The sequence below is a fragment of the Sphingomonas phyllosphaerae 5.2 genome (assembly GCF_000419605.1).
GTDB classification, from domain to species: Bacteria; Pseudomonadota; Alphaproteobacteria; order Sphingomonadales; family Sphingomonadaceae; genus Sphingomonas; species Sphingomonas phyllosphaerae_B.
This window is the reverse complement of sequence record NZ_ATTI01000001.1, coordinates 390,043-405,867: the sequence shown is the minus strand read 5'-3', so window position 1 is coordinate 405,867 and position 15,825 is coordinate 390,043. Positions and strand designations below refer to the sequence as shown.

The 15,825-nt window shown below is 68.1% G+C and carries 13 protein-coding genes, 1 tRNA gene and 1 pseudogene; 6 read left to right on the top strand and 9 right to left on the bottom strand.

Annotated features, from left to right (window positions below):
- Nucleotides 1-29: 29 nt before the first annotated feature.
- Together SPHPHY_RS18910 and SPHPHY_RS0102005 are read left to right on the top strand one after the other, a co-directional pair.
- On the top strand, nucleotides 30-416 hold the full coding sequence (locus tag SPHPHY_RS18910) for a hypothetical protein (RefSeq protein ID WP_022685042.1): 387 nt from the start codon (nucleotides 30-32) through the stop codon (nucleotides 414-416).
- 82 nt (nucleotides 417-498) lie between these two features.
- Nucleotides 499-1,800, top strand: coding sequence for a UDP-glucose dehydrogenase family protein (locus tag SPHPHY_RS0102005; RefSeq protein ID WP_028056377.1), 1,302 nt, complete (start codon nucleotides 499-501; stop codon nucleotides 1,798-1,800).
- Between the two features lie 401 nt (nucleotides 1,801-2,201).
- Here the strand turns inward: SPHPHY_RS0102005 and SPHPHY_RS0102000 are convergent, their stop codons facing one another.
- Nucleotides 2,202-2,801 carry a hypothetical protein gene (locus SPHPHY_RS0102000; RefSeq protein ID WP_156024969.1) on the bottom strand — a complete coding sequence of 200 codons (600 nt, stop codon included), beginning with the start codon at nucleotides 2,799-2,801 and terminating at the stop codon, nucleotides 2,202-2,204.
- Between the two features lie 59 nt (nucleotides 2,802-2,860).
- Complete coding sequence (locus tag SPHPHY_RS18905) at nucleotides 2,861-4,594, bottom strand: M28 family peptidase (RefSeq protein ID WP_081645203.1); 1,734 nt, start codon at nucleotides 4,592-4,594, stop codon at nucleotides 2,861-2,863.
- A gap of 124 nt (nucleotides 4,595-4,718) precedes the next feature.
- On the opposite strand from SPHPHY_RS18905, the gene pepN reads away from it, so the two are divergent.
- On the top strand, nucleotides 4,719-7,316 hold the full coding sequence (gene pepN / locus SPHPHY_RS0101990) for an aminopeptidase N (protein WP_028056376.1): 2,598 nt from the start codon (nucleotides 4,719-4,721) through the stop codon (nucleotides 7,314-7,316).
- Between the two features lie 263 nt (nucleotides 7,317-7,579).
- Here the strand turns inward: pepN and SPHPHY_RS0101980 are convergent, their stop codons facing one another.
- The 6 genes from SPHPHY_RS0101980 to SPHPHY_RS0101955 form a co-directional block, all read right to left on the bottom strand.
- Nucleotides 7,580-8,125, bottom strand: a complete 546-nt coding sequence (locus SPHPHY_RS0101980; protein WP_156024968.1) for a hypothetical protein — start codon at nucleotides 8,123-8,125, stop codon at nucleotides 7,580-7,582.
- Between the two features lie 64 nt (nucleotides 8,126-8,189).
- Complete coding sequence (locus tag SPHPHY_RS0101975; RefSeq protein ID WP_022685035.1) at nucleotides 8,190-8,450, bottom strand: hypothetical protein; 261 nt, start codon at nucleotides 8,448-8,450, stop codon at nucleotides 8,190-8,192.
- Nucleotides 8,447-8,617 (bottom strand): hypothetical protein, encoded by a 171-nt coding sequence (locus tag SPHPHY_RS22185; RefSeq protein WP_022685034.1) that lies wholly within the window; start codon nucleotides 8,615-8,617, stop codon nucleotides 8,447-8,449. Before SPHPHY_RS22185 ends, SPHPHY_RS0101975 begins: the two co-directional genes overlap by 4 nt.
- A gap of 215 nt (nucleotides 8,618-8,832) precedes the next feature.
- Complete coding sequence (gene ppc / locus SPHPHY_RS0101965) at nucleotides 8,833-11,505, bottom strand: phosphoenolpyruvate carboxylase (RefSeq protein WP_022685033.1); 2,673 nt, start codon at nucleotides 11,503-11,505, stop codon at nucleotides 8,833-8,835.
- A 61-nt stretch (nucleotides 11,506-11,566) separates the two neighbouring features.
- Nucleotides 11,567-12,007 carry a hypothetical protein gene (locus SPHPHY_RS18900; protein ID WP_196802101.1) on the bottom strand — a complete coding sequence of 147 codons (441 nt, stop codon included), beginning with the start codon at nucleotides 12,005-12,007 and terminating at the stop codon, nucleotides 11,567-11,569.
- Nucleotides 12,008-12,038: 31 nt separating this feature from the next.
- Nucleotides 12,039-12,608 (bottom strand): HNH endonuclease, encoded by a 570-nt coding sequence (locus SPHPHY_RS0101955; protein WP_022685031.1) that lies wholly within the window; start codon nucleotides 12,606-12,608, stop codon nucleotides 12,039-12,041.
- Nucleotides 12,609-12,755: 147 nt separating this feature from the next.
- On the opposite strand from SPHPHY_RS0101955, the gene SPHPHY_RS0101950 reads away from it, so the two are divergent.
- Nucleotides 12,756-14,555, top strand: coding sequence for an aminopeptidase P family protein (locus SPHPHY_RS0101950; RefSeq protein WP_022685030.1), 1,800 nt, complete (start codon nucleotides 12,756-12,758; stop codon nucleotides 14,553-14,555).
- Between the two features lie 2 nt (nucleotides 14,556-14,557).
- Here the strand turns inward: SPHPHY_RS0101950 and SPHPHY_RS22180 are convergent, their stop codons facing one another.
- Nucleotides 14,558-14,695: a hypothetical protein gene (locus SPHPHY_RS22180; protein ID WP_022685029.1), complete on the bottom strand. Its 138-nt coding sequence runs from the start codon at nucleotides 14,693-14,695 to the stop codon at nucleotides 14,558-14,560.
- Nucleotides 14,696-14,783: 88 nt separating this feature from the next.
- Between SPHPHY_RS22180 and SPHPHY_RS0101940 the strand changes: the two genes are divergently transcribed.
- Both SPHPHY_RS0101940 and dnaE2 read left to right on the top strand, forming a co-directional pair.
- Nucleotides 14,784-14,858: transfer RNA gene (locus SPHPHY_RS0101940), tRNA-Thr, on the top strand.
- A gap of 496 nt (nucleotides 14,859-15,354) precedes the next feature.
- Nucleotides 15,355-15,812: pseudogene (gene dnaE2 / locus SPHPHY_RS22420) on the top strand (error-prone DNA polymerase); the annotation flags it as partial.
- Nucleotides 15,813-15,825 lie beyond the last annotated feature (13 nt).

Below are 15,825 nucleotides of genomic sequence, written 5' to 3'. Positions count from 1 at the left end.
CCTCAACCTATCGGGGTTAGCCGATGTCCATGGAACTGGCGCGCCTCTATAAATCGCTGATCGACGTGATCGTCGCGCAGGCCGGGTCGGCGGCGCTGCTCCATGTTCATGCCGGCCTCGCGATCTACCTCGTCGCGCTGCTGCTCGCGCCCCACCGCCGCGGCGCGATCCTGGCGCTGCAGGTCGTGCTCGCGGCCGAGCTTGGCAACGAGACGCTGGACTGGCTCGCCGCCACGCCGCACTGGACGTGGGCGGACACGTTGTCGGATATCGTCCTGACGCTCCTGTGGCCCGTCGCGATCACCGCGGCCGGCGCATGGCGCCGCCGGCGCTGGCGCCGGATGGTCGTATCCGCGGCCCGGCCGGGCGTGGTTTCGCTTTCGTCAACCAGACGTGCACCGATTGCAACCACCTGAACGCTTGCCATAACGCTACCGTTGCCGTTAGCGGATGGATCGAGCGCCGCCGTCTGGCGGTCCATTCGAAGGAGCGACCGTCTTGCGCATTACCATGATCGGCTCGGGCTATGTGGGCCTGGTTTCAGGCACATGCTTCGCCGACTTCGGCCATGACGTGGTCTGCGTCGACAAGGACAACGGCAAGATCGAGCGGTTGCTCGCCGGCAAGATGCCGATCTACGAGCCCGGTCTCGAGGACCTGGTCGCACGCAACGTCGCCGCTGGTCGTCTGAAGTTCACCACCGACCTGAAGGAAGCGGTCGCGGGCGCCGATGCGATCTTCATCGGCGTCGGCACGCCTACCCGCCGCGGCGATGGCCATGCCGATTTGTCGTACGTCTTCGCCGCCGCCAAGGAGATCGGCGAAGCGCTGACCGGCTATAGCGTGATCGTCACCAAGTCGACCGTGCCGGTCGGCACCGGTGACGAGGTGGAGCGGATCATCCGCGAGGCCGCGCCGAGCGCCGAGTTCGGCGTCGTCTCGAACCCCGAATTCCTGCGCGAAGGCGCGGCGATCGACGATTTCAAGCGTCCCGACCGCATCGTGATCGGCTCGGAGGACGATCGCGCGACCGAGGTCATGCGGCAGGTCTATCGTCCGCTGTACCTCAACGCCGCACCGATCCTGGTCACCGCGCGCCGCACCGCCGAGCTGATCAAATATGCCGGCAACGCGTTCCTCGCGACCAAGATCACCTTCATCAACGAGATCGCGGATCTCTGCGAAAAGGTCGGCGCGGACGTGAAGGACGTAAGCCGCGGCATCGGGCTCGACAACCGCATCGGCTCGAAGTTCCTGCACGCCGGCCCGGGCTATGGCGGCTCGTGCTTCCCCAAGGACACGCTGGCGCTGCTCAAGACCAGCCAGGACTACGACGCGCCGCAGCGGATCGTCGAGGCGGTGGTTGCGGTCAACGACAATCGCAAGCGCGCGATGGGCCGCAAGATCATCCACGCCATGGGCGACGACGTTCGTGGCAAGACCGTCGCGGTGCTGGGCCTCACCTTCAAGCCGAACACCGACGACATGCGCGATTCGCCCGCCATCGCGGTGATCCAAGCGCTGCAGGACGCCGGCGCCAAGGTGAAGGCGTTCGATCCGGAGGGCACCGAGCAGGCGAAGCTGGTGCTCGACAATATCGAATATTGCGAAGGCCCGTATCAGGCGATCGAGGGTGCGGACGCACTGGCGATCGTGACCGAGTGGGACGAATTCCGCGCGCTGGACCTGCCGCGCGTGAAGTCGCTGCTCAACGAGCCGATCCTGATCGACCTGCGCAACATCTACAACCCCGCCGAGGTCGTGGCGCAGGGCTTCCGCTACACCAGCATCGGCCGGTGATCGCGACGCCCGGCACGATCCACGTGCCGGGCGCTACCCGCCCCCGCGATTCGAGGGGGCCGGCGAAACGTAGCGCGGAACTCTGTCCGCGCCGAAGCAGAGACCAATACTGGGCAGTCCGATACGATCGCCCTTCAGGAACACGCCGTCATTGCGGGCGCCGCGAAGCAATCCACGGCGTCCTGATCCGGCCCTCGATCGGAAATGGGCTGGTGCGCAGTAGTTCGGCGCTCAGGTTCGCCCTTCCGGCTTCCACACGCCGTCACGCGCGCCGGAATCCCGCTTCTCCCATCCGAGTGAGTAGCTGAACCCGGATCAAGGCCGAGGCACCAGTCGTCGACGCCGGGTGGATCCCCGCTCCCGTCCTCATCGCCCGACAGCGACGCCGACCCCAAAACCGTCTACCCGACCGGCAGGCACTCACGCCGTTGATCGACGCGGTCCGCTCCGCCGGGCGCGCGCGTCAGGACCGACAGCGCGCGACACGTCCGCACGCCGTCGGGCTCGGCCTCACCGGCCACGACGAAGCCGTGCACCTGCCCCGCCGCCTCGAACCATTCCTGCACTTCGCCGCTCCGCAGCGCCGCCGCGATCGCGGTGGCGCGGCTGCCAGTGTCGCTCGGCACAGTGTCGCTCGGCACAGCGTCACTCGCCGCCGTCACCACGGCGACCGGCGAAGCAGCCACCGGCGCAACGGTGCGCGCCACCCGCAGCGGCCTGGCCGGCGCGATCACATGCACCGGCACCGGCAAGCTAACCGAATAACGCGCGGGGCGCGGCGCCGGTGCATGGGTCGCCGCCACCGACAATCCACCCGCGCTCAGCGCCAGCACCACGCCCAGGGCGCCGGCCGCGCGCCATCCGCCGCCGCGAGGCGCGCGCGGTGCATCGGCGAAGGGATAATGCGGGTGTTGCGACGCGCAGCGATATTCGCGCGTGATGCGCAACGGCCCCAGCTCGATCGTGGTGCGACGGAAAACGTCGTCTCGCCCGTTCGTCACCTGTCGCCCCCGCTTTCCACCTTCCTCATCGGCGTGGTCGCGGCGCTTGGCAAGAGCGCTCACGGCGCCATCGGCCCACCGAACAACGTGCCGAAGTAATCGCCCTTGTTCCACATCGGCCGCTGCGATGCGTCGGCGATCTCGCGCGCGATCCGGTAATTGGCGTCGACGAAGCGCACGCCCTGGTCCCACAGGATCGGCTGCGTCAGGTCGTCGCACGGCTTGTGGTAGCAATTGTCCATGAAGCGCTCGACCGCCGCCTTGCCCGGCCCCTTGTAGCCGGGCCACAGGAACACCGACGGCACACCCTTCTGCACGAAGCGATAATGGTCGGAACGCACGAAGATCGCCTGCTCCGGCATCGGGTCGGGCGACAGGCCGACGCCGATCCCCGCCACCGCACGCGCGATGATCGGGCCCAGCGTGGAGCGGTCGCCGCCGAACGCGACCATGTCCTCGAACCTGTAGGTCAGGATCGGCATGTCGAGGTTCACGTCGGCCACGATGTCGCGCAGCGGCACGGTGGAATGGTTCGCGAAATAGTCGCTGCCGACCAGCCCCTTCTCCTCGGCGGTGACCGCCAGGAAGATGATGCTCCGCTTGGGCGGCGTTGCGGTCTTGAAGCGCTTCGCCGCCTCGATCAGGCTGGCGATGCCGACCGCGTCGTCGAGCGCACCGTTATAGATCGTGTCGCCGTTCACGGCCTTGCCGACGCCGACGTGATCGAGGTGCGCGGAGAGCACGACGGTTTCGCGCCCTGCCACCGGATCGCTGCCGCGGATCATGCCGACGACGTTGCTGCTGGCGATCGGGCGGAAGATCGTGCCGCTCCCGACGGACAGCGTTCCCGCGGTCGCGGCCGGTCGTACCTTCATCGTCTTGCGCGCCGCCGCCTTGGCGATCGCCGGCCACGCCCGCCCGAACAGCTTCGACGCGCCGGCGGGTGACAGCGTGCCGAGCAGCGGCACCCCCGTGCTGCTGCCGGTGCCGTCGGGCAACGCCCAGGTGATGCGTTCGGCGCTATAGCTCTTCGCGACCGAAGCGAACGATGGCGCGCCGCGCCCGGCCTTGCGCAGGTCGGCGATCGCGATCACGCCGATCGCGCCATGCCTGGCCGCTGCGGTCTGCCGCGCCGCGGCGCTGCCGAACGTCGCGGAAATCTCGCTCGGCAACCCGGCCGGGGCACCACCGACATAGGCGACGATCTTGCCGCGCACGTCGATGCCGGCATAATCGTCGAGCCCATATTGCGGCGCCTCCAACCCGTAGCCGACGAACACCACGGCTGCGGCGACGTTCGTGGTCTTGGACGCCGGATTGGCAGCGGGCAGATAATCCTTGCCGGAAACGAGCGGCTGGGCCGCGCCGCCGGTCGGGGTCCACGCCATCCGCCCCTGCCCGTCGATCTTGTAGCCGAGCAGCGGCACCGATTGCAGGTAACCGCCATCGTCACCCATCGGCGCCAGACCGGCGGCATAGAATTGCGCGGCGACATATTGCGCGGCGATGTCGAACTCTGGGCTACCGACATCGCGCCCCTTCATTGCGTCGGACGCCAGGAACATCACATGCGCCTTCATCGCTGCCTGATCGGCCGGCAGCGGCGCGGTGAGTGCGGCATTGCGCTGGACGGATATGGTCTGGGCCGGTGTGCTCTGGGCCGGTGTGCTCTGGACCGGTGTGCTCTGGGCCGGTGTGCTCTGGGCCGGGACGGTCTTCTGGGTGGGAGTGGTCTGGGCAGAGGCAGCGGCGGCCAGCGCGGCAGCCACGGGGAACGCAAACGAACGAAGCATGGAACCGTCCGGACAAGGAGTATCGATCACGACACCTTAGCCGGACACGATGGTTGCCGTCGAGACGATCCAGGCCAAGCGGTTTCGGATGGAACGAGGCAGCGTCGCTTGTATACTCGCCGGCATGGCCGATGCACGCACCACCCCCACCGCCCCCGATGTCACGCGGCGCAGCGATTATGCACCACCCGCGTGGCTGGTGCCCGAAGTCTCGCTGGACTTCGCGCTCGATCCGATCGCGACGCGCGTGAAGGCGCGGCTGAGCGTGCGGCGCAACGGCGTCCACGACGCCGCGCTGCGGCTCGACGGCGCCGGGCAGGAACCGTTGGCGGTGCGCATCGATGGCGTCGCGACGGACGACTGGCGCGTGGAGGGCGAACAGCTCGTCGTCCCGCTGGGCGGCGACGTGCATGCGATCGAGACAGAGGTGGAGATCGCGCCCGACCGCAACACGCAGTTGATGGGGCTCTACGCCTCGGGCGGCAACCTGTGCACGCAATGCGAGGCCGAGGGCTTCCGGCGGATCACCTACTTCCCGGACCGTCCCGACGTGCTGGCGACCTATCGCGTGCGAATGACCGCCGACAAGGCGCGCTTCCCGATCCTGCTCGCAAACGGCGATCCGATCGCATCGGGCGACAACGACGACGGCACGCACTGGGCGGAGTGGCACGATCCGTGGCCGAAGCCATCGTACCTCTTTGCGCTGGTCGCCGGCGATCTGGCGGTAAACCGCGATACGTTCACGACGCGATCGGGGCGCGAGGTGCAGCTCGGCATCTGGGTGCGCGAGGGCGACCTGCCGAAGACCGACCATGCGCTGGCCGCGCTCAAATTGTCGATGGCGTGGGACGAGCGCGTCTACGGCCGCGAATACGACCTCGACGTGTTCAACATCGTCGCGGTCGACGATTTCAACTTCGGCGCGATGGAGAACAAGGGGCTGAACATCTTCAACAGCCGCTACATCCTCGCCGACCCCGATACCGCGACCGACTACGATTACGACGCGATCGCCGCGGTGGTGGCGCACGAATATTTCCACAATTGGTCGGGTAACCGCATCACCTGCCGCGACTGGTTCCAGCTAAGCCTGAAGGAAGGCTTCACCGTTTACCGCGACCAGGGCTTTTCCGCCGACCAGGGCTCGGCGGCGGTGCGGCGGATCGAGGATGTGCGCGGCCTGCGCGCGGCGCAGTTCCCGGAGGATGCCGGCCCGCTCGCGCATCCGGTCCGCCCGGAAAGCTATATCGAGATCAGCAACTTCTACACCGCCACCATCTACAACAAGGGCGCGGAGCTGATCCGCATGATGGCGACGATGCTCGGGCCGCAACGCTTCCGCGCCGCGACCGACCTCTATTTCGAGCGCTTCGACGGTACCGCCGCGACCTGCGAGGATTTCGTCGCGTGCATGGAAGAGGGTGGCGGCATCGATCTGTCGCAATTCCGGCTGTGGTACAGCCAGGCGGGCACGCCGCGCGTTTCCGCCACGCTGGTCCACGACGCCGGCAGTGGCCGCGCGACGCTGAACCTCGCACAGAAGGTGCCGGAAACGCCGGGCCAGCCGGTCAAGCAGCCACAGGTGTTGCCGTTGCGCGTACGGCTGTTCGGCGGCGAGACCGGCCAGCCGCTGGGTGACGAGCAATTGGTCGTCCTGTCCGACGCCAGCGCCAGCGTCACCTTCGAGACGGTGACCGAGCGCCCGATCGTGTCGCTCAACCGCGGCTTTTCCGCGCCGGTGATTGTCGAGAGCGATCGCAGCGCCGCCGATCTCGCCTTCCTCGCCCGGCACGACGACGACGCCTTCGCACGGTATGAGGCGATGCAGCAGTTGATGCTCGACACACTGATCGCCGCCACCGTGGAGGGTGAGGCCGATCCGCGTGCGGTGGTCGCGGCGGTGGCGGACACGCTTGACGATCCCGCGCTGGACCGCGCCTTCGTTGCCGAGGCGGTGCTGCTGCCGTCGGAGAACTTCATCGGCGACCAGTTGGCCGAGGTCGATCCCGAAGCGATCTTCCGCGCGCGCGAGGCGTTGCGCCGCGCGCTGGGCCGCGGGCTGGAGGCGCGGTGGCGCGCGGCGGGCGATCCGGCGCTGCACCGCCCGTATGCCTATACGCCGGAGGACAAGGGCATCCGCCGCCTGCGCAGCGTCGCACTGGGCTATCTCGCGGCGTCGGGCGCGGCGGACGCCGCGGCGCTGGCGTGGTCGCAGTTCGAAAACGCGGACAACATGACCGACCGCCAGGGCGCGCTGGCAGTGCTCGCCAATGGCGAGTCGGCGGAGCGCGAGGCCGCGCTCGACATCTTCTACAATCGCTTTGCCGACAACCCGCTGGTGCTCGACAAATGGTTCCAGACGCAGGCGCTGTCGTCGCGCGACGACACGCCGGCACTGGTCGCGGAACTGGCGCAGCATCCCGACTTCACGCTCGCCAACCCCAATCGCGCGCGCGCGTTGGTCGGCGCGTTCGCGGTGAACCAGCGGGCGTTCCATGCCGCGGATGGAAAAGGCTATCGCTGGCTGACCGATCAGTTGGTGGCGCTCGACCGGCTCAATCCGCAGACCTCGGCACGGCTGCTGCCGCCACTCGGCCGCTGGCGGCGCTTCGATGCGACACGGTCCGCGGCGATGCGCGCGGAGCTGGAACGGATCGTCACGACGCCGGGGATCAGCAAGGACCTCTTCGAACAGGCATCGAAGAGCATCGAAGGCTGATCGGAAAAGTTACGCCATCCGGTCTGCCCGCGGCACACCGGATGGCGTCATATCTATTCGGCCGGCATCGACCGAACGCCGGTCAGGCTTCCAGCGCCATCACCGTCTTGCGCTCGCGTTCCTCGCGGCGCTGCTCGGTCCGACGCGATTGCGCCGCCATCTTCAGCCAGGCATCCTCGGACCGCTGGCAGCGGTCACGCACATTATCGAGCGTGGCGTCCTGGCCGTCGCGGTGATGTTGAGCGGCGATCGCCTCGAAGCGTTCATATTCCTTGATAACCCAGCCCCTTGCGTTGCACGAGCGGGACACGCACGACCTGCGCGGCCAGTTCGTCGTAAAGATCGCAGACTTCCACCAACGCTTTGCTGCCCAGCTGGATCCGCTCCCCGATGCGGAAACGCCGCAGCGCCCCGCCCGGGCCCGACCAGCCGACCGTCATGTGGCTGCCGCCACGCACGTCGGCACGCCGCGCGGCGCCCTGCGTATAGCGGAACGTTGCCCGCGCCCGCGCCATGCCGTCCAGCCGCGCCGTGCCCCACGACGCCTCGGCGCAGAACGTCACCAGCTTGTTGGCGGTGTTGCGCTGATGCAGGCTCACGGGATGCCCGGCGCGGTCTGCGGCGGTATCGAGCAGGACGTGCAGCAGCCGGTCGAGCTCGCCGATCCAGTTGCCGATCACGCGTGAGCGGACAAGGCGCTGACGGTCGCACCATGGCTGGTCGAGCCACGGCTGATGTGCCTGCGCGCGCAGGAAGGCGGTGGCACGCGCCAGCGTCGCGGCAGCCTCGTCGCGCGCGTCGATGCTCATCGCCACGCGCGGCGCGCACGGCGGCGGCGCATCCAGTCGCGCAGCCAGCGGCGCCAGCGCGGCATTACGCCGCCTCGGATTTGGGACCAAGCGCGGCGATCACCGCCTCCACGCGCGCCGACGATTCGACGCTCTCGCCCGCGAGGTCGAGCGGTCGCGCGCCGAGTTCGGCGTGGTCGGCATTGAGGAACGCCAATGCCGCCGGCGCGCCCATCCGCTCGATCGCCAGCCGCGTCACGCGACCCTGCCGCTCGGCACGGGCCGGATCGTAACGCGGACGCGCGACCCGGAAAGTGCGCGTCGCGCGCGGTTGCTCGTCGCTCATGCAGCGACGAACGGATGGTTGACGCCGACGCCGCTCTGCGTGCTCGCGATTCGCGTGGCATAGCGACGCGCGAGCTGCGCGTGCGCCTTGCGCGCCTCGACGCCCGCGGCGGCTGCAGCCATCATCAACGACACCTGGTGTCGATGGAAAAGATAGTTGAGGTCCATGGTACGGCTCCCTGGTCACAAGCGGGAGCGCACGGTCTCTCAGTCGTCGGCGCTTGGGGCTCCGTACCGACGATAACATGTTGTAACACGGATCACGATCATGTCCTAATCGATGCCGTGTCGCGGCGACCGCGACGCCAGCCGGCCGGAATGATCGCCATCACCATCGATGCATCCCTGCCGCGTCGACCGCCGACATCCTCGGTCGCGTCATCTCACCCCGAATTGCGCAGCGCGGTCGCGATGGCATTGATCGACAGCAGGATGCCCTGCCGCACCCGCTCGTCGGCCTCGCCGGCGCGGTGGCGCTTCATCAATTCGATCTGGAGCAGGTTCAGCGGCTCGATATACGGCAGCCGCAGCCGGATCGATGCGTCGAGCGCGGGGTGCTTTTCGAGCAGGTGCGCCTGCCCGGTCACGTCCAGCAACCCGTCATGGGTCTGCTGCCAGCCGTCGCTGATCCGGCCGAACACATGATCGCGCAGCCCTTTATCCTCCACCAGCCCGGCATAGCGTTTCGCCAGCCCCATGTCGGATTTGGCGAGCACCATCTCCATGTTCGCCAGCGTGGCGGCGAACAGCGGCCAGCCCTGCGCCATATCGCGCAGCAGCGCGCGGTCCTCGAACTGCGCGATCGCCTGCCCGACGCCGTACCAGCCCGGCAGCATCACCCGCGCCTGCGCCCAGCTGAATACCCACGGGATCGCACGCAAGTCCTCGATTGCGTCGGATTGCTTGCGGCTGGCGGGACGGCTGCCGATCTTCAGCCCGGCGATCTCCGCGATCGGCGTCATCTGGCGGAAGAAGGTGCGGAAACCTTCGGTCTCGTACACCAGCCCGCGATAGGCGCGGAATGCGTCGCCCGAGAGCTTGTCCATCGCCGCGGCGAACGTCTCGTTGTCACCGTTCGACAGCGCCTCCGGCTCCAGGCTGGCCAGCAACGTCGCCGAAGCCATCGCCTCAAGGTTGGTCGCGGCGCTCTCGCGCGTACCATATTTGCCCGCGATCACCTCTCCTTGTTCGGTGATGCGGATACGCCCCTGCACGGTGCCCGGCGGCTGCGCACGGATCGCGGCGAAGCTGCTGCCGCCGCCACGCCCCACCGCGCCGCCGCGGCCATGGAACAGTTGCATGCCGACCCCCGCGGCATCGAACACCGGCTTCAGCGCCGTCGACGCCTTCGACAGCTGCCAGGTCGAGGTCAGGTAGCCGCCGTCCTTGTTGCTGTCGGAATATCCGATCATCACTTCCTGATGGCCGCGCGTCTTCGCGATCACGCGCACCTCCGGGATCGCGAACCATTCGCTCATGATCGCCGGCGCGGCCTCCAGATCCTCGATCGTCTCGAACAGCGGAACGGCCATCACCGCGGCGGTGGCGGGCGTGCCGGGGCGATACAGGCCGACTTCCTTGAGCAGCAGGTGCACCTCCAGCAGGTCGGACACCGACTTCGTCATCGACACGATATACTGCCGGATCGCCGCGGTGCCGTAGGTCGCGTGCGCTGCGGCGGCGGCTTGCACGATCGCCAGCTCGCCGGCGGTTTCCTCGGTATAATCGGCGAAGCGCGTCGTCAGCGGCCGCGGTGTCGCCAGCTCCTGACGCAGCAGCATCACGCGCGCATCCTCGTCCAGCGCGGTATAATCGCCGCACACGCCCGCCACCTTGAGCATCTCGGCGACGACGCGCTCATGCACCGCGCTGTTCTGCCGCAAGTCGAGCGTGGCGAGGTGGAAACCGAAGACGTCGACGGCGCGGATCAGCCGCCCGATCGCGCCGCCGCTGCCGAGCAACCCGTCGCCACCCGACGACAACGGCCGCGCGATCGCGATCAGATCGGCGCGCAGCGCGGCGGGGTCCGCATAGGGCTCGCCCTTCAGGTGGCCGGGGCGCGGCGCGGTCTGGCCCGTCAGCTTGGCATAGGTCGCCGCGGTGCGCGCGTAGATGCCGGCCAGCGCGCGCCGGTATGGCTCGTCGCTACGCGTCTCGGCGCCGTCGCCGCTCGCGTCCGCCAACGCCTGCACGCCGGCGTCGACCGTGGCATGATGCGCCGAGATCGACAGCTCCGCGCCCATGGCGTGCAATTGTTCGAGATAGAAGCCCAGCACTGCCTGCGCCGCCTTCGCCAGCGCGGCACGCAGCGAATCGGCGGTGACGAACGGATTGCCGTCGCGATCGCCGCCGATCCAGCTGCCGGGCCGCAGGAACGCCGGCACCCGGCCGCCGAGCGCACGGTCCCAGCGTTGATACAGCGCGGGGATCACCGGCAGGAACACGTCGCGCAGATAGCTGAGCGCGGTTTCCACCTCGTCGACGACGTACAATCGCTCGCGCCGCAGCACGCGCGTCTGCCACAATAGCGCGACCTGCCGCACGATCGCCTCGTCGACAAGATCGCCGTCGGGCGTCGTCTCGAGGCCGCGATCGCGCAGCGCCATCAACTGCGCGATGCGATTGCGGTGATCGATCATGCTCTTGCGGCGCACCTCGGTCGGGTGCGCGGTCAGCACGGGGGCGACCAGCGCCTGTTCGAGCAGGGCGCGCACGCGGTCCGCGCCGATACCCGCCTTCTCCAGCCGCGCCAGCGCCGCCGGGACGTCCGCACCCTCTTCCGCGGCGATCCCCTGGCGATCCTCGGCGAGGTTGGCGAGCATCGAGAACAGCATGAAGCCGCGCACGAAATCGAGCGTCTCGTCGAGATCGAGCGCACCGAGTTCGGCGTCGGGTGACGCCTGGTGGTTGCCGCGATGCCGCTCGACCGAGGCGGAGCGGATCGCCTCGGTCCGTTCGTACAGCGTCTCCCCGCCGTATGCGCGGATGACGTCGCCCAGCACGCGGCCGAGATAGCGGACATCGGGATTGTTCGTGATCGGCGGCAGCGTGCTCATGCGCCATTGCTGCGCCGCGGCAAGCGCATGGTCAACCGTTGTTTGACGCTACGGCGGCAGGTTACCTACCCACCGCGGCGGCGTTTGACGGTTCCTCGGCAGGGGTCGGCAGGTCGGCATCGTTCAACTCGCGCGCGCGTTCCCGCTCGTCGCTCGTGACGGTGCCGTCGTGGTTGATGTCCTGCGCGTCGAAACGCTGCACCATCCACGCGCTCCACTCCTCGTTCGAGATCGCGCCGTCCTTGTTGCGATCGATCTGATCGAAGCGTGGCGACAGGCGCTTGGACACTTCGTTGCGGGTCAGCTTGTCGTCGTTGTTGACGTCGAGCCGCCGGAAACGGCGCTCCACCACCCCGCCGAAGTCGAGCCGCGACATCACGAACGGCGGCACGTAATTGGCCAGCGCCGCCTGCTGTTCGGCATCGGGTTCCTTGTCGCTCCCGGAGCAGGCCGCGAGCACCAGCGCGCCCGCGATCGACGCCGCGGCGCCCAACTTCGTCACCCGCATGTCCGTTACGTCTCCCGATGAGGACTCAAGCGTCCAGCTCAACATCCCAGTAGAGCCAGTCGTGCCACGTCTCATGCAGATAATTGGGCGGAAAGCGACGGCCATGTTCCTGCAATTGCCAACTGGTGGGACGAATCGGGTCGATTGGCAGCGGCATCGCCGCCTGCTTCGGCGTCCGCCCGCCCTTCTTCAGATTGCACGGCGCGCAGGCGGTGACGACATTCTCCCATGTCGTTCGCCCGCCCTGCGCGCGGGGCACGACATGGTCGAAGGTCAGGTCGCGCACATGGCTGCCGCAATATTGGCATGCGAAGGTATCGCGCAAAAACAGGTTGAAGCGCGTGAAGGCCGGGAATTGCGACGGCCGCACGAACTGCCTGAGCGCGATGACGGACGGCAGCCGCATCGTCAGGTTGGGACTGTGCACCTCGCGCTCGTAATGCGCGACGATATCGACCCGCTCCAGGAACACCGCCTTGACCGCGGTCTGCCACGGCCAGATGCTGAGCGGATAATAGGATAGCGGCGTATAATCGGCATTCAGCACCAGCGTCGGACAGGAGTCCGGATGCCGCATCAGGTCGGGATGGAACACGTCAGAACGTCTCCCTTACCTTGTACTCGTCGTGCCGCGGGCTTTCGCGCCGTGACGTGACGCCATGATGACAGGGCCGGTGCGCGGCTTCAAGAGTCCGGGCGCGCGGCGCTGGCGGGCGTCGACGCGCTGTGGCACCTGTCCGACATGACGACGCCTTCCGACCGCCTCTCCGCGCTCCGCACGCACCTTTCCGCCACCGGACTCGACGGCTTCGTCGTGCCGCTGACCGACGAGCATATGAGCGAATATGTCGGCGACTATGCACAGCGCCTGGCATGGCTGACCGGGTTCGGCGGATCGGCGGGCAGCGCCGTGGTGCTGGCGACACGCGCCGCGATCTTCACGGACGGGCGCTACACGATCCAGGTCCGCGAACAGGTGTCGGGTGACGACTGGGATTACGTCGGCGTCCCCGAGGAGAGCGTCGCCGGCTGGCTCGCCGCGCATGCGCCGGCCGGTGCCAGGATCGGCTACGACCCATGGCTGCACACGCGCGCCGGCATCGAGGAACTGCGCGCGGCGCTGTCGCCGCTGGGCGTGACGCTGGTCGCGGTCGCCGCCAATCCGATCGACGCGGTGTGGCACGATCGCCCCGCCCCCTCGCCCGCCGCGATGACCGTCCAGCCCGACGCGCTGGCCGGCGTCGCTTCCGCGGCCAAGCGCGCCGACGTCGCCGACTGGCTGGCAAGCGAGGGCGCGGACGCGGTCGTGGTGCCGGCGCTCGATTCGATCGCATGGCTGTTCAACATCCGCGGCCGCGACGTCGCGCATACGCCCGTCGCGCTCTCCTACGCGATCGTCCACGCCGACGGCACCGCCGACGTGTTCGTGGCGCCGGACAAGGTGAGCCCTGCGGTGCGCGAGCATCTCGGCAATGCGGTGCGGCTGCACGATCGCCAGGCGTTCGCGGGCGCGCTGCTGGGCTTCGCCGCCAAAAAGGTGGCGATCGACCCGTCGCTCGCGGTGGCGGCGATCTTCGACGGCGTGGAGGCGGGCGGCGGCACGACGCTGGCACGCCGCGACCCGACGATCACGGCCAAGGCCTGCAAGAACCCGGTCGAGATCGCCGGGCATCGCGCCGCGTCGCTGCGCGACGGTGCCGCGGTGACGCGTTTCCTGCGCTGGATCGCCGACGCGGGGCCGCGCGGCGGGCAGACCGAATTGTCGGCAGCGGCGCGGTTGCTGGCGTTTCGGGAGGAAAGCGCCGCGTTGCGCGATCTGTCGTTCGACACGATCTCCGCAACGGGACCGAACGGCGCATTACCGCATTATCACGTCACCGAGGCGTCGAATCGCGCGATTGCGCGGCACCAATTGTACCTGATCGACTCCGGCGGGCAGTATGACGACGGCACCACCGACCTGACGCGCGTCGTCCCGATCGGCACGCCCACGCAGGAGATGCGCGACCGCTACACGCGGGTGCTAAAGGGGCATATCGCACTGGCAACCGCCGTCTTTCCGCACGGCACCACCGGTGGCCAGCTCGACGCGCTGGCGCGCGCGCCGCTCTGGCAGGCGGGTCTCGATTATGCACACGGCACCGGGCACGGCGTCGGCAGTTTCCTGTCCGTCCACGAAGGCCCCGCGCGGATCGCCAAGCCGAGCTATCCCGGCGCAGGCCCGTCCGAACCGCTGCGTCCAGGGATGATCCTGTCCAACGAGCCCGGCTATTACAAGGCCGGCGCATACGGGATCCGGATCGAGAACCTGCTGCTGGTCGTCGCGCGCGATCTTCCGGGTGGCGAAGCAGAAATGTTGGCGTTCGAAACGCTTACGCTCGCACCGCTTGATCGCGACCTGATCGACACGGCCCTGCTGACCGTTGCGGAAGCGGCGTGGGTCGATGCGTATCACGCCCGGGTCGCGCGGGAATTGGCGCCTGCGCTGCCCGAGGACGACCGCACCTGGTTGACGGAGCGCTGCGCCCCGCTGCCGCGCTGACGTCAGGGCGTGTCGTCGCGTGGCGCGTCGGGTCCGGGGGGCGCATCGGCCTCTTCGGCACGCGCGCGTTCCTTGCGGCGGCGCAGGTTGGCCCGCAGTTGCGCGGCCAGTCGCGCGGCACGTTCGTCCCGATCGGTCATCGGGAATATGCGCTACCGACGCCGAACGGCCTTGACAATCGCAGCCCCGTCCGCTCTTAGGCCCGCTCCCGCGATTGACGCGAGAAGTGCTGCCGTAGCTCAGTGGTAGAGCGCATCCTTGGTAAGGCTGAGGTCGTGAGTTCAATCCTCACCGGCAGCACCATTTTTCGCATCGGAATCAACGGGACACGAACTCCCTTCGGGGAGGCGGCGGCGATTTCGTGGGTACGCGCGCCTCAGATGGCGTTGCCCGCGCGCCTTCGATGATGAGCGCGCGAGCAGAGAACCTTGAACCATCATGTAATTCGTCGGTCGTCGCGTCGCGCCCGAACGTGTGGCGAGTTGCCGCTACGATCGCGCTCGCCCCGGCTCGAATTGGACAAGGCTTTATGAGGAGATCAGCGGCAGGATCGTCGCCGAGCTCGAGGCGGGGGGCGTGGCCTGGGCCAGCCTTGGGGCAGCGCGACGACAAAGGCACGCTGGCCATGCCGAGGAACGTTGCCATCGGGCGGTGATTTTTGAGCACCAACGTCATGATGCTCCGGGGCGCTGTGACCGAGCACGGCTTTCCCGGCCAGGGCTGGACATGCCCAAATCGACCCGACAGGGGCATTGCGCGGGGGGTTAGGCCATAGCGGCGACGAGCGGAAGTAGACGGATATGCCAACCAGATTGCGCATAAGACGCGGCTGATCGACGAGCTCGGCTATGTGCGCTATTTCCTGACTGTCTACGCGATCGTGCGCGAGGCGCGTCGGCGCTTGCCCCTTTGTCAGGGCCGCGGCTCATCCGCCAACTCCTGTGTCTCTTTCCGTGCTCGGTGTAACCTCGATCGACCCGATCAAACACGAGCTGCTGTTCGATTGCTTCGTGTCGGAGGAGCGGTACGGACCACCCGACATCGACGTCGACTTCGAGCATGAGCGCCGCGAAGACACTCAGTCGATCTATAAAGTTGACGGCCGCGCTCACTCCGCGCTGACGGCGGTGGTTACCCGCGACCGCGCGCGGGGCAGCGCGCGAAGTCGGCAAGGCGCTGGGGCTGATCGGCGGAGGAGTGGGCGAGAAACAGGTCGAAGAGCTGAACCTCGATATCTCCGATCGCCGGCTATGCCTCGGCGATGATCGTT